General features: G+C 73.2%; 13 protein-coding genes. 4 read left to right on the forward strand and 9 right to left on the reverse strand.

Annotation, left to right across the window (positions count from 1 at the left end):
* The first annotated feature begins 216 nt into the window (after positions 1-216).
* Both NI25_RS13290 and NI25_RS13295 read left to right on the forward strand, forming a co-directional pair.
* Positions 217-1431, forward strand: a complete 1215-nt coding sequence (locus tag NI25_RS13290) for a TOMM precursor leader peptide-binding protein (RefSeq protein ID WP_061442651.1) — start codon at positions 217-219, stop codon at positions 1429-1431.
* Positions 1424-2839, forward strand: a complete 1416-nt coding sequence (locus NI25_RS13295; RefSeq protein WP_061442652.1) for an ABC1 kinase family protein — start codon at positions 1424-1426, stop codon at positions 2837-2839. The genes NI25_RS13290 and NI25_RS13295 overlap by 8 nt, the downstream gene beginning before the upstream one ends.
* Before the next feature lie 126 nt (positions 2840-2965).
* Here NI25_RS13295 and NI25_RS13300 read toward each other — a convergent pair whose 3' ends face one another.
* The 4 genes from NI25_RS13300 to NI25_RS13315 form a co-directional block, all read right to left on the reverse strand.
* Positions 2966-3289, reverse strand: coding sequence for a hypothetical protein (locus tag NI25_RS13300; protein WP_061442653.1), 324 nt, complete (start codon positions 3287-3289; stop codon positions 2966-2968).
* Complete coding sequence (locus NI25_RS13305; RefSeq protein WP_003973786.1) at positions 3286-3654, reverse strand: WhiB family transcriptional regulator; 369 nt, start codon at positions 3652-3654, stop codon at positions 3286-3288. The genes NI25_RS13300 and NI25_RS13305 overlap by 4 nt, the downstream gene beginning before the upstream one ends.
* Positions 3655-3829: 175 nt before the next feature.
* On the reverse strand, positions 3830-4162 hold the full coding sequence (locus NI25_RS13310; RefSeq protein ID WP_061442654.1) for a hypothetical protein: 333 nt from the start codon (positions 4160-4162) through the stop codon (positions 3830-3832).
* 164 nt (positions 4163-4326) lie between these two features.
* Entirely contained in the window at positions 4327-6534 is a 2208-nt protein-coding gene (locus tag NI25_RS13315) for an ATP-dependent DNA helicase UvrD2 (RefSeq protein ID WP_078884609.1), read from the reverse strand.
* Positions 6535-6726: 192 nt separating this feature from the next.
* Here NI25_RS13315 and NI25_RS13320 point away from each other — a divergent pair, with 192 nt between their 5' ends.
* Positions 6727-6969 carry a mycoredoxin gene (locus NI25_RS13320; RefSeq protein WP_030400692.1) on the forward strand — a complete coding sequence of 81 codons (243 nt, stop codon included), beginning with the start codon at positions 6727-6729 and terminating at the stop codon, positions 6967-6969.
* An 88-nt stretch (positions 6970-7057) separates the two neighbouring features.
* Here NI25_RS13320 and nudC read toward each other — a convergent pair whose 3' ends face one another.
* The 5 genes from nudC to NI25_RS13345 all read right to left on the reverse strand — a co-directional run bounded on the left by nudC (position 7058) and on the right by NI25_RS13345 (position 17562).
* A complete protein-coding gene (gene nudC, locus NI25_RS13325) occupies positions 7058-8002 on the reverse strand; it encodes an NAD(+) diphosphatase (protein ID WP_061442656.1) in 945 nt (314 codons plus the stop codon).
* A gap of 159 nt (positions 8003-8161) precedes the next feature.
* A complete protein-coding gene (locus NI25_RS13330) occupies positions 8162-9574 on the reverse strand; it encodes a dipeptidase (RefSeq protein WP_061442657.1) in 1413 nt (470 codons plus the stop codon).
* A 10-nt stretch (positions 9575-9584) separates the two neighbouring features.
* Positions 9585-13100, reverse strand: coding sequence for an ATP-dependent DNA helicase (locus tag NI25_RS13335; RefSeq protein WP_061442658.1), 3516 nt, complete (start codon positions 13098-13100; stop codon positions 9585-9587).
* Positions 13101-13267: 167 nt separating this feature from the next.
* Positions 13268-16867, reverse strand: a complete 3600-nt coding sequence (locus NI25_RS13340) for an ATP-dependent DNA helicase (protein ID WP_061442659.1) — start codon at positions 16865-16867, stop codon at positions 13268-13270.
* Positions 16868-17133: 266 nt separating this feature from the next.
* Complete coding sequence (locus tag NI25_RS13345; RefSeq protein WP_061446906.1) at positions 17134-17562, reverse strand: MGMT family protein; 429 nt, start codon at positions 17560-17562, stop codon at positions 17134-17136.
* Between the two features lie 185 nt (positions 17563-17747).
* Here NI25_RS13345 and NI25_RS13350 point away from each other — a divergent pair, with 185 nt between their 5' ends.
* Entirely contained in the window at positions 17748-20519 is a 2772-nt protein-coding gene (locus NI25_RS13350) for a lysylphosphatidylglycerol synthase transmembrane domain-containing protein (protein ID WP_061442660.1), read from the forward strand.
* Positions 20520-20604: the final 85 nt, after the last annotated feature.

Raw genomic sequence — 20604 nt, forward strand, 5'->3', positions numbered from 1 at the left:
CGCTGCACAGGGGGAAGTCCCGGCTCCGGGACGCTTCGGTGCCGATCCGCCACCCGTCCTGGGAGGTGCGCGGCTGATTCGTACGACGAACACCCACCCCCTGTGGACAACTTTCGACGCCTTTCCGCGCATCCGGGCATGCTGGCACTCGCCGGCGGATTCGCGACCGACCGCGGGACCGCACACGGACACCGGAAGAGGTACGGGGGACCTGGAATGCATCCGATGGTGAAGCCCGCGCTCAAGCGCGGCTGGCGGGACCTGAACACCGTGCAGTTCGGGATGACACCGGCGCACGCGCTGACGCTGGCACCGGTGGACACCGCGACGGGCAGCTTCCTGGAACTGCTCAACGGCACCCGCGGCCCGGCGCTCCTGCGCGAGGAGGGGCACCGCATGGACCTGCCGGACGGGCATGTGGACCGCGTGGTGGAACGGCTGGCGCGGGCCGGTCTCCTCGACGACTCCCGGGGCGGCGGGCCGGCCGCAGACGCCCTGCGGGAGAAGAAGGAGGTCCTCGACCGGCTCCGCCCCGACCTCGCCTCGCTGTCCCTGACCACCTCCGCACCGGGCGACGCCATGAGACACCTGGCCGCCCGACGCGCTCTGCGGGTGGGCGTGCGGGGTGCCGGACGGGTGGGTGCGGTACTGGCGGGCCTGCTGTCGGGCTCGGGTGTTGGGGAGGTCGACGTGCGCGACAGCGGACGCGTCGAGCCCTGGGACGTCGCTCCGGGCGGTCTGCCGCCCGAATCGATCGGCGACCGCCGGGACGAGGCGGCCCGTCGTGTCGTGCGCCGGGCCTCCCCCGACCGGCCACCGCGCCGAAGTCCGACGACTCCGCACGAGGAGGCCGTTCCGGGCTTCTCCCTGGTGATCGTCGCCCCACGCGACGACGTAGCGGTGCACACGCCCGACCCCGCCACCGCGGAGTCCCTCATGGCCTCCGGCACGCCCCATCTGTACGCCGGAGTCGTGGAGGGAACCGGCGTCGTCGGCCCCCTCGTGCTGCCCGGCGAGACGGGCTGTGCCGGCTGCCTGCACGCCGGGCGCACCGACCGCGACCCGGTCTGGCCGCGGCTGGTGGCGCAGTGGCGCTCCGGCCGCCGGCGCCAAGTCCCTCCCTGCGACCTCACGCTCGCGGCGGCCGTCGCCGGGCTCGCGGCGGCTCACGCACTCGCCTTCCTGGACGGCCGGACGCCTGCGAGCACCGGTGCGCGCTGGGAGGTATCGCTCCCCGCGCTGCACTGGCGCGCCCGGCCGGTGCGAGCACACCCGGCGTGCCCCTGCGGGGCGGCCGGAAAAGGTAAGCAGGAACACATCCCCGAGGACGGGGGGTGGCGCGCGACAATGGCTGGGCAAGGGCCGTCAGCGGAAGTACGCCAGGAGGCGGAACCGGCGCGGCCGGCTGGGACTTGGAGGGCGCATGTCTGATCTTCCGCGCAAGGCGGTCACCCGGACCGCCAAGCTCGCCGCGCTGCCGCTCGGCTTCGCCGGGCGGGCCACCTGGGGGCTGGGCAAGCGAATCGTGGGCGAGTCCGCGGAGATCGTCGGCCAGCAGCTGCAGCAGCGCACCGCGGACCAGCTGTTCAAGGTGCTGGGCGAGCTCAAGGGCGGAGCGATGAAGTTCGGGCAGGCCCTGTCCGTCTTCGAGTCGGCTCTGCCCGAGGAGGTCGCGGGCCCCTACCGGGCGGCACTGACCAAGCTGCAGGAGGCGGCACCGCCGATGCCGACGCGCACGGTGCACGCCGTGCTGACCGAGCGGCTCGGAGAGGGCTGGCAGGACCTGTTCCTGGAGTTCGAGGACAAGCCCGCCGCTGCCGCCTCGATCGGCCAGGTGCACCGGGGGGTGTGGCACGACGGCCGCGAGGTGGCGGTCAAGGTGCAGTACCCGGGCGCCGGCGAGGCGCTGCTCTCCGACCTGAACCAGCTCAGCCGCTTCGCCCGTCTGCTCGGCCCGCTGGTCCCCGGCATGGACATCAAGCCGCTGATCACGGAGTTGAAGGACCGGGTCTCGGAGGAGCTCGACTACGACCTGGAGGCCGAGGCCCAGCGGACCCACGCCGAGGTGTTCGCCGACGACCCGGACATCGTGGTGCCGGACGTCGTCCATCAGTGCGAGCAGGTGCTGATCACCGAGTGGATCGACGGCATCCCCCTGTCGGAGATCATCTCGGACGGCACGCAGGAGCAGCGGGACCGGGCCGGCCAGTTGCTGGCCCACTTCCTCTTCTCCGGTCCCGCGCGCACCGGACTGCTGCACGCCGACCCGCACCCCGGCAACTTCCGTCTGCTGCCCGGCGGGCCTCAGGGCGAGGACGACTGGCGCCTGGGGGTGCTGGACTTCGGCACGGTCGACCGCCTCCCGGGCGGCCTGCCCGAGCCCATCGGGGAAGCCCTGCGCATGACGCTGGACGGCGAGGCGGAGGCCGTCTACGAGATGCTCTGCGCGGAGGGGTTCGTCAAGGAGTCGATAGAGCTGGACCCCGACGCCGTTCTCGACTACCTCCTGCCCATCATCGAGCCGGCCCGCGTCGACGCGTTCACCTTCACCCGCGGCTGGATGCGGAGCCAGGCCGCCCGCATCGGTGATCCCCGCTCCCCCGCGTACCGGCTGGCCAAGCAGCTCAACCTGCCGCCGGCCTATCTGCTGATCCATCGCGTGACCCTGAGCACCATCGGGGTGCTGTGCCAGCTGGGGGCGACGGTTCGGCTGCGCGACGAGCTGGAGGAGTGGCTGGTCGGGTTCGTCGCCGAGGACGCGGCAGAAGAAGCGGCCGAGGACGACGCCGGGGAGGCCGAAGCCGTGTACGAGGCGGAGGAGGCCGCCGCGGAGGCCTGAGCCGCGACGACCGAACGTGCCCTGTGGCTGGCGAACGCGCCGTGGGGGCCGGTCCGTTCGGCCGGACCGGCCCCCACGCGCGAAGCCTCGTCTCCCGTCGGAAGACCACCGCTTCAGGTGTGTCGGTTACTGCATGACGGCCATGGCCAGCGCACGCCGGGCACGCATCGAGGCGCGCTCCGCCCGGCGCTGCATCCGGCGAGCGGTCGCCAGGCGCAGCGCCCGGCGTTCCCGCTCGGCCTCATGCAGGCGGTCGCGCATATGCGCACGCGCCAGGGCTTCTGGGATGAGTTGCATTTCACGGGTCCTGTTCTGACGCGAGTCCTTCGCGCCGCTGGTGGTGAAGTCTTCAGGCACGGTGCCTGCGATGTCGTGGGTGAACGGCTTCATCGGGGCCTGCTTCTGGGGGTCGTACGTGAGGGGACGGTCGATCGTTCCTGCGGTGTTCATGCCGAAACCGGGTTCTTGCGCGGGCGGCCGCGGGGCCGCTTCCGGGCGACGACGACACCCTGGACGAACAGCTCGCCACCCCAGACGCCCCAGGGCTCACGCCGCTCCTTGGCGCCGGCGAGGCAGGCCTCGATCAGCGGGCAGGTGCGGCAGAGGGACTTGGCGTACTCGACGTCCGCCGGCGACTCGGCGAAGAAGACCTCCGGGTCGTAGGAGCGGCAGGGGACGGGCACGCCGAGGTTCTCGATGGCGTCGTCGAGCGCGGTGAGCGCGGTCAGCGGGGTCAAGGTGGAGTCCTCCGTGGAACAGGGCTTGGGGATCGTGTCGGAAGGCGGTACGGACGGGGCGTGCGCTTCGAGTTGCACGGGTGGTCTTCCTCGTCTGTTCGTTCCGGCCGGTTGACCGGGTGGCGGCTTGGTACCGGGTTCTTTTCTTGTCCCGAGGCTCCTTCGTGCTGTCGCCCCCGTTCGGGGACAAACAGAAGGGCCGCGGATCCCGGGTGGGGTTCCGCGGCCCTGAAGGCGCCGGCCTGATCGGCGATCAGGCTGGATCACTCCAGGGTTCTGGCCCACGGAAGGCCCACATCAGGTGGTGCTGCGTCGTCTGCTTCCGGAATCCGGCACCGGTCGCCGTAAAGGCATAGGCCTGCGCCTGTGCCGCTACTGCTGCTTCCAGTGCCTTGGTCGGTCGCTCATTGCGCTCGCGGACGGGAAGGCCCGCGGGGGCAACGGAGGCGGCAGCCGGACGCACGGCACGAATGCCGGACAGACCGGTGCCCGAGTGAGAAGCGCCGAGGATGCACAGGGAGACGGCCGAGCGATCGGTCATTTTCGCGGTGGAGCTGGCGACGGAGCTGCTGTTGATGCTGATCACTGGACTCGCCTCCTCTCGGCGTCTCGGGGGACTGGGGTGAACCAGTCCGCGGATATGCAAGTACAACACGGATTCAGGGCCTCCGGGAAGGCCGCTGTTCCCGTGACCAAGAACCTATGGGGATTCCCGGGGCATGCGCAAACTATTTTTTCGACGAGTTCGTATCAGTCGCCCTCGTCAAGCCCCACGCCTTCCTGGCCTGCGCAGATGGCCAGAACGTCGGAGCCGTAGCGGTTGAGCTTGCGCATCCCGACCCCGGGGATCCGGGCCAGCTCCCGCTCGTCCTCCGGGACGGACTCGGCGATCGCCATCAGTGTCTTGTCCGTGAAGACGCAGAACGCGGGCTGTCCGCTGCGTTCCGCCTGCACCGCCCGCCACTCGCGCAGCCGCTCGTAGACCCCCTCGTCCATGTCGGACGGACAGCCCTCGCAGCGCATCAGCTTCATCTCCCCGGCCTCGGTGAGCGTGCGCCCGCAGACCCGGCAGCGGGCCGGTGTCCGCCGGGCCCGTCTCGGTGCGGGGGCCGCGACACCGCCACCGCCGCCCCGGGTCCCGCGCTCCACGCCCCCGGCGCCGGTGGCGGCCCCCCGCCCGCCCGCCGTGCCCGAGCCGGGCCGCAGCCCCTTGAGGAAGCGGCTGGGCCTGCGGTTCGGCCGGCCGCCGGGCGACCGGGCCAGCGCCCAGGACAGGTGCAGGCGTTGCCGCGCACGGGTGACCCCGACGTAGAGGAGGCGCCGTTCCTCCTCGATCTGCTCGTCGGTCTTTGCGTAGGTGATCGGCATCATGCCCTCGGCGACACCGACCAGGAACACGACGTCCCATTCCAGGCCCTTGGCCGAGTGCAGGGAGGCGAGGGTGACGCCCTGCACCGTCGGGGCGTGCTGGGCGCCCGCCCGCTCGTCGAGTTCCACGACGAGGTCGCTCAGCGTGGCTCCCGGTCTGGCGGCGGCGAAGTCCTGGGCCAGGCCGACCAGGGCGGCCAGCGACTCCCAGCGCTCCCGGACGGCCCCCGACCCGGCCGGGGGCTCAGTCGTCCAGCCTTCTCCGGACAGCACCGCGCGTACCTGCGAGGGCAGGTCGACGGCGTCGTCGAGGAGGGAGTCGTTGCCGCCGAAGCGCGCCGCGGCCCGCAGGGCGCTGCCGGCCCTGCGCACCTCGGGCCGGTCGAAGAAGCGCTCCGCGCCCCGCAGCTGGTAGGGAACCCCGGCGTCGGCGAGCGCCTGCTCATAGGTCTCGGACTGGGAATTGGTGCGGAACAGGACCGCGATCTCGGCGGCCGGAACGCCCGAGTCGAGGAGCTCACGGATGCGGCGGGCGGCACCCTCGGCCTCGGCCGGTTCGTCGGCGTACTCGGTGTAGACGGGCTCGGGGCCCGCGGGGCGCTGGGAGACCAGCTCGAGACGGTGATCGGCCGCCCGCCCCCGGGCCTGTGCGAGCAGGCCGTTGGCGAGGTGGACGACCTGGGGGGTGGATCGGTAGTCGCGGACCAGCTTGACGACGGTGGCGCCGGGGTGGCGGACACGGAAGTCGAGCAGATGGTCGGGGGTTGCTCCCGTGAACGAATAGATCGTCTGACTGGCGTCGCCGACCACGCACAGGTCGTCCCGGTCCCCGAGCCACAGCTCCAGCAGCCGCTGCTGGAGGGGGCTGACGTCCTGGTACTCGTCGACGACGAAGTGCTGGTACTGGGCGCGGACCTGCTCGGCGACGTCGTGCCGGTCCTGGAGGACGGCCACGGTCAACAGCAGCACGTCCTCGAAGTCGATGACGGAGCGCGTGCGCTTGAGGTCCTCGTAGGCGGCGTACAGCTGCGCGATCTCCGCCGGGTCGCGAGGAGTCTCGCGGCCTGCCTTGGCCGCCGCCAGGGCGTAGTCGGCGGGGACGGTCTGGGTCACCTTGGACCACTCGATCTCCGCGGTGGCGTCGCGCAGCTCGCCCCGGTCGAGGCGGAGGCGGCAGGCGGCGGCCGCGTCGGCGACGAGCTGGATCTTGCGGTCGACGAGCCGGGGCAGCGAGCCACCGATCGCTTTCGGCCAGAAGTACTGGAGCTGCCGCAGTGCCGCCGAGTGGAAGGTGCGGGCCTGCACACCGGACGCACCGAGCTGGCGCAGCCGGCCGCGCATCTCCCCGGCGGCACGGTTGGTGAAGGTGACGGCGAGCACGCTGGAGGGCTGGAGGATCCCGGCGCGCACCCCGTAGGCGATGCGGTGGGTGATCGCCCGGGTCTTGCCCGTACCGGCTCCCGCCAGCACGCACACCGGACCGCGCAGGGCGGTCGCCACCTCGCGCTGCTCGGGGTCGAGCCCTTCGAGCACCGCGTCGGCCGAGTCCGGTACCTGCGGGAAGAGGGTGGAGTGCGTTGCTGCTGTCACACCGCCATGCTGCCAGGTCTCACGAGACGGCTGAGCCGGTTGTCCACAGGCACGCACCGATAGTCGTACCGATGCGACAGGCGTCACGCGGCATGGGCGAGGCGGGAATGGTGGCGCCGCCGCGGACGTTCTCCTGCTGCGACCTCATCCCGAGCCGCCGCTTCCCCGAGTCGCCGAAGGAGCACGAGAGACATGCCGGGCACTGTGACGATGTACAGCACCACGTGGTGCGGCTACTGCCGTCGGCTGAAGAGCCAGATGGACCGCGAGGGCATCGCGTACACCGAGGTCAACATCGAGCAGGACCCGGAGTCCGCCGCGTTCGTGGAGAAGGCGAATGGCGGAAACCAGACGGTGCCGACCGTGCTCTTCCCCGACGGCTCGACGCTGACGAACCCGTCGCTGGCCCAGGTGAAGCAGAAGATCGGCGCGTAGCCCAGCAGGCCACGGCCCGGTCGGCCACGGCACTCGCAGAGGGGCGGCCCTCCCCGCAACGGGGGGGCCGCCCTTCGTGCTGCCGGGTTCAGAAGGCGCCGCGGGTCGGCAGGGGCTTGCCGTACCAGAGCTCGATGAGGCGGGCCGCGATCGAGATGCCGTAGGGCGGCAGCACCTCGCCGGACTCGAAGGCGGCGCCCAGCTCGTCGCGGGAGAACCAGCGGGCCTCGTGGATCTCGTCGCCGTCGACGTTGATCTCGGTGGAGGTGGCGTGGGCCATGAAGCCCAGCATCAGGCTGGACGGGAAGGGCCACGGCTGGCTCGCGACGTACTCGACCGGGCCGACGGTGACGCCGACCTCCTCCTGGACCTCGCGGCGCACCGACTGTTCGATGGACTCCCCGGGCTCCACGAACCCGGCGAGGGTCGAGAAGCGGCCCTCGGGCCAGTGCACCTGGCGGCCGAGCAGGATGCGGTCCTCGCCGTCCGTTACCGCCATGATCACCGCGGGATCGGTCCGCGGGTAGTGCTCGGCGCCGCAGGCGGGGCAACGGCGGATGTGACCGGCCGCGGCGATGACGGTGCGCTCGCCGCAGCGGGAGCAGAACCGGTGCAGGCGCTGCCAGTTCTCCAGGGCGACCGCGTGGGCCATCAGCCCGGCGTCGCGGTCCGACAGGAGCAGGCCGGCCTCGCGCAGGCCCGCCGGGCGGGCGGACTGGTCCATGCGGCCGGGCAGGGAGTCCTTCTGGAGGGCGAAGTAGCTGGTCCCGTCCTCGTCGATGCCGAGGAAGTACCGGTGCGCCTCGGTGAGCGGGGCCTCGAAGGAGGGGGTCATGACGAGTTCGGTGGCCCCGTCGGGCGTCTCGTCGATGAGGACCTGGCCGCCGGAGACCACGAAACAGCGCGTGGAGGGGTGACTCCACGCCGCCGCGAGCCAGGCCTCGTCGAGGCGGTGGTGGGCGGCGCGGTCGATGCCGCTCGGGGCGGTGAGCGAGATGGGACGGTCGGCGGTGTGGTCGGTCCAGGTGGTCACGAGTGGTTCCAACTCCCCCGGTGAGCGGTTCGGTTCGACAGGCGGTTCAGCGGTTCGTACGGCGGGTGGTGACCGGGTCCGGGAGGGCTCGGCGGCGCGCGGCGGTCTTTCCAGTGTGCCGCGCGCGCTGCCGGTCCGGTCCCGGACCGTGCGCGGTGCTCAGGGCGCGTGACGCCAGTACTCCGCCAGGTCGCCCCAGAGGTGGGCGGAGGTTTCGACGCCCTTGAGGAGCAGGTCCAGTTCCACCTTCTCGTCGGGGGCGTGCCAGCCGTCGGACGGGACGGAGATGCCGAGGAACAGCACCGGGGCGCCGAGGACCTCCTGGAGGTCGGCCGCCGGACCGGAACCGCCCTCGCGGGTGAAGCGGACCGGTGTGCCGAAGGCCCGGCCCATCGCGCGGGCCACGGACTGCAGAGCCGGGTGGTCCAGCGGCGTCAGGCACGGGCGGGTGGCCGAGCCGAAGGTGATCTCGCAGCGGATGCCCGCGGGCACCTGCTCGGCGGCCCAGGCGCGGACGGCCTTCTCCACGTGGTCCGGGTCCTGGCCCGCGACGAGGCGGAAGGAGAGCTTCACCATGGCGGACGACGGAATGATCGTCTTGCTGCCGGGGCCCTGGTAGCCGCCTCCGATGCCGTTGACCTCGGCGGTGGGGCGGGCCCAGACGCGCTCCAGGGTGGTGTGTCCGGCTTCTCCCTGGGCGGCGTACGACTTGGCCGTGCGCAGCCACTGTTGTTCGTCGAAGGGCAGCTCGGCGAAGAGTTCGCGTTCGCGGTCGGTGAGTTCGATCACGCCGTCGTAGAAGCCCGGGATCGCCACGCGCGCGTGCTCGTCGTGCAGGGCGGCCACGAGGCGGGCGACGGCGGTGGCGGGGTTGGGGACCGCGCCGCCGAAGGAGCCCGAGTGGATGTCCTGGTCGGGGCCGTGCAGCCGGATCTCGCACTCGGCGAGGCCCCGCATGCCGGTGCAGACCGTGGGGGTGTCCTCGGACCACATGCCGGTGTCGGAGACGATCACCGCGTCGGCGGTGAGCCGCTCGGCGCGCTCCTCGACGAGCGCGCGGAAGTGCGGGGAACCGGACTCCTCCTCGCCCTCGATCAGCAGCTTGAGGTTGACCGCGGGGGCGGTGCGGCCGGTGACCGCGAGGTGGGCGCGGACTCCGAGTGTGTGGAAGAACACCTGCCCCTTGTCGTCGGCCGCCCCGCGCGCGTAGAGACGGTTCTCGCGGACGACGGGCTCGAAGGGCTCGCTGTGCCAGCCGTCCTCGCGGGCGGCGGGCTGTACGTCGTGGTGGCCGTAGACGAGGACCGTCGGTGCCTGCGGGTCGCCGGAGGGCCACTCGGCGAAGACCGCGGGGGCGCCGGGGGTGGGCCAGACCTCGGCGGTCGGGAAGCCGGTCTCCTTCAGTTTGGCGGCGAGCCAGTCGGCGCTGCGGCGTACATCGGTCGCGTGGTCGGGCTGCGCCGACACGGACGGAATCCGCAGCCAGTCGACGAGGTCGTCGAGGAAGGCGGCGCGGTGCTGTTCGATGTACGTGCGGACAGCGCTGACAGCATTGTCAACGGGGTGGCTCATGCTTACGAGCCTATCGGCCCGCGCGGGCACCCCGGTCGTGCGGTTCGTCACCGACCGGCTCGGCCAGCAGCAGCTTCTCGAGCGCCGTACGGTCCGGCAGCCCCTCGGGCCGTACGACCTCTCCGGTGCGTACGTACAGGAAGGCGGCCGTCACCGAGGTGGGCGGCACGCCCTGCTGCTCGGCCCAGGCGATGCGGTAGAGCGCGAGCTGGAGCGGGTCGGCGGTGGCGGCGCGGTTCGTCTTCCAGTCGACGATCTCGTACGTCGCGGACTCCCCGTCGCCCTCCTTGTAGACGGCGTCGATGCGGCCGCGTACGACCCGGCCGGCCAGCGAGAGCTGGAAGGGCGCCTCGACGCGGAACGGTGTGCGGCGGGCGTACTCGGTGCGTTCGAAGGCGTCCTTCAGGAACTCCAGGTCCTGTTCGTCGGCGATCTCCGCGTCGCCGCCCGGCAGCTCCTCCGGTTCCAGCAGGGGCAGCTTCAGTGCTTCGAACCGGGCCTCCACCCAGGCGTGGAAACGGGTGCCCCGGCGGGCCGCGGGCTGGGGCGGGCGGGGCATGGGCCGGGCCAGCTCCTGGGCGAACCCGTCCGGGTCGGCGGCCAGACTCAGCAGCTGGGAGGCGGTCAGCGAGGCCGGAAGGGGCACCTCGGTGACGCTCTCGCGGGCGCGCAGGAGCTCCCCGGTGAGCGCGTCGAGGTCGCGGTCCCAGGAGGCGACGGTACGGGCCTCCTCCGGGGTGAGGCGCGCGGGGGCGGGAACGGGGGCGCCGCCTTGATGCCGCTCGGCGGGTGTCGCCTGGCGCGGGACGGCGGGGCCGCCCATGCGGTCGGCGGTACGGTCCGCGGCCACGGGTCGATCCGGGTCGGCGGTGGGGCGGCCCGTGGTCCAGGTGTTCCAGTCGGCGGGGTCCCCGGCCCCGTCGGGATCCGCTTCCTCCGGGGGCGCCTCGTCGTCCTCCGGGGGCGGCGGCCAGTCCGGGTCGTCGCAGGTGTCGGGGGCCGCGGAAGGGCCTTCCCGCCTGGTGGCGAGGGCGTCCAGGTGGGCGAGGACCGTCTCCGCGGCGGCCCGGCGCCGGGCGAGTGCCTCGTCGTCCAGGGGCAGGGGCCAGACCTCGTCGGCGGTCGCCCGGTGCAGGGCCGGGTTCTCCTCGTCCTCGGCCGGTTCGTCCGCCCAGGCCTCGATCTCGCCGTGTCCGGCGGCGCAGTGCTCGTACAGGGCCGTGAGGAAGTCGGACGGTCCGCGGGGCTTCTTCTGGCTGGGTCCCCACCAGTGGCCGGAGCCGAGGAGCAGGGAGCGGGGGCGGGTGAAGGTGACGTAGCCGAGGCGGAGCTCCTCGGTGTGCTGGTGGTCCTTCATGGCCTCGTGAAAGGCCTTCAGGCCGCGGGAGTCCCAGGAGGCGACGTCGGGCAGGGTCTCGGCGTCGCCGCGCAGGCCGTGCGGCAGCACCTTGCCCTGGGCGGTCCACTTCTCGCGGCCCTGGCCGCTGGGGAAGGTGCCGGTGACGAGGCCGGGCACGGCGACCACGTCCCACTCGAGGCCCTTGGACTTGTGCGCGGTGAGCACCTTGACGGTGTTCTCCCCGCCGGGCAGCGCGTTGTCCAGCCCCTTCTCGTACTGCGCCGCGGTGCGCAGGAAGCCCAGGAAGGCCAGCAGGGTGGCCTCGTTGTCGCCGGCGGCGAAGGAGGCGGCGACGTCGAGGAAGTTGGACAGGGTCTCGCGGCGGCGGGCGGCCAGGGCGTGCGGGGAGGCCGACAGCTCCACCTCCAGACCGGTGACGGCGAGGACGCGGTGCAGGACGTCCATGAGCGGATCGGACAGGGCCCGGCGCAGCTCGCGCAGCTCGGTGGCCAGCCGCGCGAACCGCACGCGCGCGTCCGGTGAGAAGGGCAGCCCGTCGTCGTCCCCGGTGCCGTCCAGCGGCGTCTCCAGGAAGGTGTCGAGGGCGTCCGCGAGCGATATCACCTCGGACGGGTCGACTCCTTCCACGGCCTCGGCGAGCCTGCGGTCGGGGTCGTCGTCGCCCGCCACGCGCGCGTGGCTCACGAGCAGCCGGGCGCGACGGCCCAGGAGGGCGAGGTCGCGCGGGCCGATGCGCCAGCGCGGGCCGGAGAGCAGCCGGACCAGGGAGGCGTTGGCACCCGGGTCCTGGAGGACCTCGCAGACGGCGACCAGGTCGGCGACCTCGGGCAGGTGCAGCAGCCCGGACAGGCCGACGACCTCGACGGGGACGTCGCGCGCCACCAGCGCGCCCTGGATCTCGGCGAAGTCGGTCGCGGTGCGGCACAGGACGGCGATCTCGCCGGGCGCCGTGCCGGTGCGTACGAGGTGGGCGACGGAGTCGGCGATCCAGTCGATCTCCTCGGCGTGGGTGCGCAGCAGGGCGCAGCGGACCGTGCCGTCGCGTTCGGCGCCCGGGGCGGGCCGCAGGGCCTCCACACCCGCGTGCATGGCGCGCAGGGGCTCGGCGAGGCCGTTGGCCAGCTCGAGGAGGCGGCCGCCGCTGCGGCGGTTCTCGCTGAGCGCCTGACGGGCCGCGGGCCGTCCGTCGGCGTGGGCGAAGTGTTCGGGGAAGTCGTCGAGGTTGGCGACGGAGGCGCCGCGCCAGCCGTAGATCGCCTGGCAGGGGTCGCCCACGGCGGTCACGGGATGGCCGGTGCCGCCGCCGAACAGGCCCGCCAGGAGGATGCGCTGGGCCACCGAGGTGTCCTGGTACTCGTCGAGCAGCACCACCCGGTACTCGTCGCGCAGGATGCGGCCGACCTCGGGGAGCCCGGCGAGCCGTGCGGACAGGGCGATCTGGTCGCCGAAGTCCAGCAGGTCCTGCCGGCGTTTGGCGGCCCGGTAGCGGATCACCAGGTCGGCCAGTGCGCGGCGGGCGGCGGCGGCCTCGGGGACCTTGCGCAGGTCGGCGTTGCTGAGCCGGACGCCCTCCAGGGTGTCCAGGAGGCGGGCGTCCCAGGTGAGCAGGTCCTCGGGGTGTACGAGGTGCTCGGCGAGTTCGGCGTCGAGGGCGAGGAGGTCGCTGACCAGGTCGGCGAAGGACCGGGTGAGCGCGGGGTAGGGGCCGGGAGCCTCGCGCAGGACCCTCGCGGCGAGCTGGTAGCGGGTGGCGTCGGCGAGCAGGCGGGAGGTCGGTTCCAGCCCGAGGCGCAGGCCGTGGTCGGTGAGGAGGCGGCCGGCGAAGGCGTGGTAGGTCGAGATCGCCGGCTCGCCCGGCGGGTGGTCCGGGTCGATCGCGTCCGGATCGGTCACGCCGGCCCGGATCAGGGCCTTGCGGACGCGTTCGGCGAGTTCGCCGGCCGCCTTGTTGGTGAAGGTGAGGCCGAGGACCTGTTCCGGTGCGACCTGGCCGGTGCCGACCAGCCAGACCACGCGTGCCGCCATCACCGTCGTCTTGCCCGATCCGGCTCCGGCCACGATCACCTGCGGGGCGGGCGGCGCGACGATGCAGGCCGTCTGCTCCGGGGTGAAGGGGATGCCGAGGAGCTCCTTGAGCTGCTCGGGATCGGTGAGGTGGGCGGGCACGTCACAGAGGCTAGCGGCGGTCACCGACAGCGGATGCCGGATGTCCTCGGGGAGCGAGAGAAGCGCAGGTCAGCCCGTGTGGTGCGACGTGTCACACCGGCCACTCGGCTCCGCTGCCCGCCCGGGCCCACCGGCGTCGCACGCCGGCTGCTCCCGGTTGCCGGCGCTCACTCCACGACGTGCCGCCCCTCGGGCCGTGCGCTGCACGACGCGCGGAAGGCGCAGTGGGTGCAGTGCTGGCCCGTGGTCGGGGTGAACCGTTCGTCGAGGACCTTGCCGGCGGCCGTGGCCAGCAGGTCGCCGACCCACTCGCCCTCCGGCCCCTCCTGCGACTCCTGTACCTGGACCTTGGGCAGGGTCTCGCCGCCGTCCCGCTTGGGCGCGCCCTGGCGCAGGTGGACGAGTTCGGCGCCGCCCGGCCGGGGGCGTACGCCGCCGAAGGCCTCGTCGACGGCGCCCTCGCGGACGGCGAGCTGGTAGACGGCGAGCTGGGGGTGGCGGGCCACCTCCGCGGACGTAGGCGCCTGTTTGCCGGTCTTGAAGTCGACGACGTAGGCGCGGCCGTCGCCGTCGCTCTCCACGCGGTCCAGCTGGCCGCGGATGCGGACCTCGTAGTCGCCCGCCGCCAGGGTCACGTCGAAGTCGTGCTCGCTCGCCACCGGAGTGCGCCCGGCGCGGTCCATGACGTGCCACTTGAGGAAGCGTTCGAGCGCCACGCGCGCGTTGGCCTTCTCCTGTTCCGACTTCCACGGCGCGTCGAAGGCGAGCGCGTTCCACACGGAGTCGAGTCGCTCCATGAGGACGGCGAGGTCGGCCGGCGTGTGTCCGGAGGCCACCTCGTCGGCGAGTACGTGCACCACGTTGCCGAAGCCCTGGGCGGTGGTCGCCGGCGCGTCGGCCTTCACCTCACGGCCCAGGAACCACTGCAGGGCACAGGTGTTGGCCAGCTGGTCCAGGGCGCTGCCGGAGAGCGTGACGGGCTGATCGCGGTCGCGCAGCGGGACCTTGCTCTCGGTCGGGTCCCACATGCCCCACCAGCGGTAGGGGTGGGCGGACGGCACCAGGGGCCGTCCGTCGTCGTCCGCCAGGGCGGCGAGGCGGGCCAGACGGCGGGCGGCCGCCTCCCTCAAGGGTGCGGAGACACGGGGGTCGACGGTGGTGGCGCGCAACTCGGCGACGAGCGCCGCGACGGCGAGGGGGCGGCGCGGGCGGCCCGTGACGTCGGCGGGTTCGACGCCGAGTTCGGTCAGGAACCGGGAGGGCTGGTCGCCGTCGTCGGCCGGTGCCTTCACCGCGGTGACGACGAGCCGCTCCCGCGCGCGCGTGGCGGCCACGTAGAACAGGCGGCGCTCCTCGGCGAGCAGGGCTCCTGGCGTGAGGGGCTCGGCGAGTCCGTCACGGCCGATCCGGTCGGCCTCGAGCAGCGAGCCGCGGCGGCGCAGATCAGGCCACAGTCCTTCCTGGACACCCGCCACGACGACCAGCCGCCACTCCAGCCCCTTGGCACGGTGCGCGGTCATCAGGCGGACGGCGTCGGGGCGGACGGCGCGCCGTGCGAGGGTGTCGGCCGCGATGTCCTCGGCGTCGATCTGCTCCAGGAAGTTCAGGGCGCCCCGGCCGCCGGTGCGCTCCTCCGCGCGGGCGGCCGTCGCGAACAGCGCGCACACGGCGTCCAGGTCCCGGTCGGCGTTACGTCCGGCCGCACCGCCGCGCCGGGCGGAGCGTTCCAGGCGGCTGGGCCACGGGGTGCCGTTCCACAGGTCCCACAGCGCCTCCTCGGCGCTGCCGCCTCCCGCCAGGCGCTCACGGGCCTTGCGGAGCAGAGCGCCGAGCCGCTGGGCACCGCGCGCGTACGCGGGGTCGTGCACGGCGAGCCGCTCCGGCTCGGCCAGCGCCCGGGCGAGCAGTTCGTCCGAGGGCGGCGGCAGCGGGTTGCCGGCGGCGCGCTGCTCGTCGCGCAGGGCACGGCCGAGGCGGCGCAGGTCAGCGGCGTCCATGCCGGCGAGGGGCGAGGCGAGCAGGGTGAGGGCGGTCTCGGTGGGGAGCCAGCACGGATCGTCCGCGGGGTGTTCGCGTTCACCGCGCGGGGGGTTCGCCTCCGTGCCGGCGTCGGTGTCGGGGGCGGCTTCTGCCTTCGCGACCGTGTCGGGGGTGGCATCGGCGTCCGTCGTGCCCGGCGCGTCGGCGTCCGTCGTGCCCGGCGCGTCGGCGTCCGTCGTGCCCGGCGCGTCGGCGTCCGTCGTGCCCGGCGCGTCGGCGGCATGCTCCGCGGGCACGGCCTCGCCGAGGTCGCGCGTGCCCGTAGCCGGGTCGGGCAGCGCGTCCCGCGCCGGGCCCGCGCCCGCCCCGGGCTGCTCCCCCGGCCCTGCCCCCGTCTCCGCCTCCGCCACGGCTCGCAGCGCCGTCAGCAGGGGTGCCACCGCGGGTTCGTGGCGCAGCGGGAGGTCGTCGCCGTCGATGTCGAGGGGGACGCCGGCCGCGGTGAGGGCGCGGCGGAGCGTGGGGATGGTGCGTGCGCCGGCGCGCACCAGGACGGCCATGTCGCGCCACGGGACGCCGTCCTCCAGGTGCGCCCGGCGCAGGATGTCGGCGATGTTGTCCAGCTCGGTGCCGGACGTCGGGTACGTGTACGCCTCGACGCGCCCGCCGTCCCGTACCGGGGTCAGCTCGCGGTGGGCGCGGACCTTGTCGGCGGGGAGGCGGGTCAGCGGCATGCGCTGCGTCAGGAGCCGGGTGGCGGCCAGCAGGGCGGCCCCGGACCGGCGTGAGGTCCGCAGCACCGCGACCGGCGCCGGGCTGCCGTCCGCGCGCGGGAAGGCGGTCGGGAAGTTCAGGATGCCGTTCACGTCGGCGCCCCGGAAGGCGTAGATCGACTGGTCGGGGTCGCCGAAGGCGACGAGGGTGCGCCCGCCGCCCGCCAGGGCGTGCAGCAGCCTGACCTGGGCCGGGTCGGTGTCCTGGTACTCGTCGACGTACACCGCGTCGTACTGGGCGGTCAGGTGCGCGGCGACCTCGGGGCGGCCGGCGAGGAGCACCGCGCGGTGAACCAGTTCCGCGTAGTCGAGCACGCCCTGGAGGTCGAGCACGTCGAGGTACTCGGCGAGGAAGACGGCGGCGGCGCGCCAGTCGGGGCGGCCGATGCGACGGGCGAAGGCCCCGAGCGCGTCCGGGCCCAGTCCCAGTTCGCGGCTGCGGGCGAGTACCGCGCGGACCTCGTCGGCGAAGCCTCGGGTGGTCAGGCAGGCGCGCAGTTCGTCGGGCCAGCGCACGTGGGCGAGCCCGAGCCGCTCCAGGTCGGCCTGCCCGGCGAGCAGCTCGCGCACCGTCACGTCCTGCTCCGGGCCCGAGAGCAGCCGCAGGGGTTCCACGAACAGGTCGCTGTCCTGGTGGGCGCGGACCAGGGCGTAACCGAAGGAGTGAAAGGTCGTCGCCCGGGGGGCCCGCGCGGCGCCGACGCGCACTGCCATCCGGTCGCGCAGTTCGACGGCCGCCTTGCGGCTGAAGGTCAGCACCAGGATGCGCTCCGGGTCGCCGCCCTTGGCGATCCGGTCGGCCACCGACTCGACCAGGGTGGTGGTCTTGCCGGTGCCCGGCCCCGCCAGGACGAGCAGCGGTCCGGTCCGGTGGTCAACCACGGCACGCTGTGCGGCGTCCAGACGAGGGGGATCCACGCGCGTCGGCGGGGTACGCACCAGTCGGTAAGCGCCACGGCTCCCCCGCCGCACCTGGGGGTGCGGCGGGTGTCCGCTGGAGGAAGAGGAGCTCACGTGGTTCGCCGGTCCTGGTGGGTGTGCTGGTGGGCCGTCCGCGCCGCGGGCGGGGCGGTGGCCGCGGGATGAGGGGGACGCGCGCGGCCGACGCTACGCCGACGGAAGAGGCGGAAGGAGCCCTTCCTCTTCTTCCCTCTCGTCACTCGTGGCACGGACGTCCCCTGCCCCACGAACGTACGTCATGCCACGGACATGCCCGAAGCGCCCGCTTTACCTCGTACGGATCACAGGGCACACACCGGCCGGTCGCATGGCGGAAGCTGTCAGGTGTGACCCTGTGCGCGTCCGCTGCTCCCCGGTGCACGTCCACCGTGCCCCTGGGCGCCCGTGCCGCCGTCCCACCGCGCCCGCTTCAGGTCGAGGCGCGGCAGGTGCCCCTCGGCGGCCCTGCTCGCCTCCTTCAAAGGCGTGCCCTCCTCGCGGTACCGGTCGATCGCCTCCAGTTCGTGCCCCGCGAGCAGGACCCCGTCCGCCCGGACGACTCGCCACCAGGGCACGCCTCCCCCGTAGAGGGACATCACCCGGCCGACCTGGCGGGGTCCCCCCTCCTCGAGGTACTCGGCCACGTCTCCGTAGGTCATGACGCGGCCCGGCGGGATCAGTTCGGTCACGTCGAGGACCCGCTCGGCGTACTCGGGCAGCGCGTCCGCGTTCTCCGGACGGACGCCGTCCGGAAGGCTCTGCTCGCTCATCCGCCCCATGGTGCCGCACTCCGCCGACAGCGCGACGCACTCCCGAGGGCCCGCCTCCCTCGCCCGGAAGCGGCGCTTCGGGCAGACTGTGCGGCCCGCACGGGCACCCTGATGCCTGCCGAGGCCGAAGCGGCATGCCACCATCGTGCGGGCAGTGACCAGTGATACGAGAGCAAGAAGAGGCGATGAAACAGCAGGGTGTGCACCCCGAGGACGCCGAGGGCACCTCTGACTCTTCGTCGCGCCCGGACACCGCGGAGGCGGACGGCGGAAAGATCGGCGAGCGGGCGGCCGAAGGCCCTTCGGCGACGGCCGCCGATCCCGACGACGTGGCCCACATCGACGAGGTCGAAGGCGACGAACCGCTGCTCCCCGCGCGCGTGCACCGCCCCTCCGACCTGGTGCGCCTCCTGGTGGGCGTGCTCGCCGTCGCCGTGCTCCTCGCCATCGCCGCCTTCGCGCACGGCACCACCTCGGGCCTCGAACAGGACATCAACAAGGGCACCGGGCAGGCTCCCGACCTGCTCATCAAGATCGCGGGGCTGGCCTCCAGCATCGCGATCCTCCTGGTGCCCGTCGCGTTCGCGATCGAGCGGCTGATCAAACGGGACGGACTGCGGATCGCCGACGGCGTGCTGGCGGCGGTCCTCGCGCACGGAGTGACCCTCGCCACCGACCTGTGGGTCGCCAGGGCCGCCCCCGGCTCGATCCAGGAGGCGCTCACCCAGCCGTCGCCGGGCGACGTCCACGCGCTGACCGACCCCGTGCACGGCTACCTCGCCCCGGTCATCGCGTACATGACGGCGGTCGGCATGTCCCGCAGACCCCGCTGGCGCGCGGTGCTGTGGATCGTGCTGCTCCTCGACGCCTTCTCGATGCTCGTCACCGGGTACACGACGCCGTTCTCGATCATCCTGACCGTCCTCATCGGCTGGACCGTCGCCTACGGCACCCTGTACGCGGTCGGTTCCCCCAACGTCCGCCCCACCGGCCGGACGCTGATGGCGGGCCTGCGTCACGTCGGCTTCCGGCCGGTGACCGCCGCCCGGCAGGAGGCGCCGTCGGACAGCGTCGAGACCGGTGACCGCGGCCGCCGCTATTTCGTCACCCTGGAGGACGGCCGGCCGCTCGACGTGACGGTGGTGGACCGGGAACAGCAGGCGCAGGGTTTCTTCTACCGGGCGTGGCGCAATCTGACCCTGCGCGGTTTCGCCACCCGCAGCAGCCTTCCCTCCCTGCGGCAGGCCCTGGAGCAGGAGGCGCTGCTCGCCTACGCGGCCATCGCGGCGGGCGCCAACGCCCCCAAGCTGATCGCGACGTCGGAGCTGGGTCCGGACGCCGTGATGCTGGTCTACGAGCACACCGGCGGGCGCTCCCTGGACTCGCTGGCGGACGAGGAGATCACCGACGACCTGCTGCGCGACACCTGGGAGCAGGTACGGGCCCTGCAGTCCCGGCGCATCGCGCACCGCAGGCTGGTGGGCGACGCGATCCTGGTGGATCGTTCCGGCACGGTGATCCTCACCGATCTGCGCATCGGCGAGATCGCCGCCGGCGACCTGCTGCTGCGTATGGACGTCTCCCAGCTCCTGGTGACACTCGGCCTGCGGGTCGGTGCCGAACGGGCGGTCGCGTCGGCGGTGGGTGTGCTCGGTCCCGACACCGTGGCGGACTGCCTGCCCATGCTCCAGCCCATCGCGCTCAGCCGTTCCACGCGCGCGACCCTGCGCAAGCTGGCGCGGGAACGGGCCCAGCGCGAGCGCGAGGCGGTCCTGGAGTCCTCCCGCCAGGCGAAGCTGGCCCGCGCGGAGGCGGCCGACGCCGCAGGCCCCGCGTCCGGGAAAACCGACAGGCCGAATCAGGCCGACAAGCCGGACAAGAAGGCCGTACGCGCCGAGCAGCGGGCCGAGAAGCGGGCCGTGGACGAGGCCATCGAGGAGGCGCGCGAGGAGGATCTGCTCACCCTGATCCGCCACGCGGTGCTGCGCATCAGGCCGCAGGCCCCCGTCGAACCGGCCCGCCTGGAGCGGGTGCGACCGCGCACGCTGATCAGCTTCATCGCCGGCGCGATCGGCGCCTACTTCCTGCTGACGCAGCTCACGCACATCGAGTTCGGCCCGCTGGTCTCGAACGCCCAGTGGGGCTGGGTCGCCGCGGCCGTGCTGTTCTCGGCGGCGAGTTACGTCGCGGCGGCGATGGCACTGCTGGGCTTCGTACCCGAGCGGGTGCCTTTCCTGCGGACCGTGGCGGCGCAGGTCGCCGGGTCGTTCGTGAAGATCGTCGCCCCCGCGGCGGTCGGAGGCGTCGCCCTGAACACCCGCTTCCTGCAGCGCGCGGGCGTGCGCCCCGGGCTCGCGGTGGCCAGCGTCGGCGCGTCCCAGCTGTTCGGGCTCGGCTGCCACATCCTGATGCTGCTGTCCTTCGGCTATCTGACCGGTACCGAGAAGACGCCGTCGCTGTCGCCGTCCCGGACGGTCATCGCGGGCCTGCTGACCGTGGCGGTGCTGGTACTCGTGGTGACCTCCGTGCCGTTCCTGCGCAAATTCGTCGTCACGCGCGTGCGGTCGCTCTTCGCCGGGGTCGTGCCGCGCATGCTGGACGTGCTGCAGCGACCGCAGAAGCTGATCACCGGCATCGGCGGCATGCTGCTGCTCACCGCGTGCTTCGTGATGTGCCTGGACGCCTCGATCCGCGCCTTCGGCGACGACTCCTCGTCGATCAGTCTGGCGAGCGTCGCGGTCGTCTTCCTCGCGGGCAACGCGCTGGGATCCGCCGCGCCGACGCCGGGAGGTGTGGGTGCGGTGGAGGCGACGCTGACGGTCGGTCTGATCGCCGTCGGCCTCCCCAAGGAGGTCGCCGCGCCCGCGGTGCTGCTCTACCGGTTGCTCACCCTGTGGCTGCCGGTACTGCCGGGCTGGCTGTTCTTCAACCACCTCACACGCAAAGAGGCGCTGTAACCGGGCACGGCCGCGCTCGTCCGGCTCGTCGCCCGTCCCTCGTACGGCCCTGGTCCCGAGCGTGTGCTCCCGCGCGACCGCACGA

It is taken from the genome of Streptomyces sp. CCM_MD2014 (assembly GCF_000772045.1).
GTDB classification, from domain to species: Bacteria; Actinomycetota; Actinomycetes; order Streptomycetales; family Streptomycetaceae; genus Streptomyces; species Streptomyces salinarius.

Excerpts from the sequence above, each read along its gene's own strand:
- NI25_RS13290 (WP_061442651.1), top strand. The coding sequence starts at position 217 with ATGCATCCGATGGTGAAGCCCGCGCTCAAGCGCGGCTGGCGGGACCTG.
- NI25_RS13295 (WP_061442652.1), top strand. The coding sequence starts at position 1,424 with ATGTCTGATCTTCCGCGCAAGGCGGTCACCCGGACCGCCAAGCTCGCC.
- NI25_RS13300 (WP_061442653.1), bottom strand. The coding sequence starts at position 3,289 with ATGAACACCGCAGGAACGATCGACCGTCCCCTCACGTACGACCCCCAG.
- NI25_RS13320 (WP_030400692.1), top strand. The coding sequence starts at position 6,727 with ATGCCGGGCACTGTGACGATGTACAGCACCACGTGGTGCGGCTACTGC.
- NI25_RS13330 (WP_061442657.1), bottom strand. The coding sequence starts at position 9,574 with ATGAGCCACCCCGTTGACAATGCTGTCAGCGCTGTCCGCACGTACATC.
- NI25_RS13345 (WP_061446906.1), bottom strand. The coding sequence starts at position 17,562 with ATGAGCGAGCAGAGCCTTCCGGACGGCGTCCGTCCGGAGAACGCGGAC.
- NI25_RS13350 (WP_061442660.1), top strand. The coding sequence starts at position 17,748 with ATGAAACAGCAGGGTGTGCACCCCGAGGACGCCGAGGGCACCTCTGAC.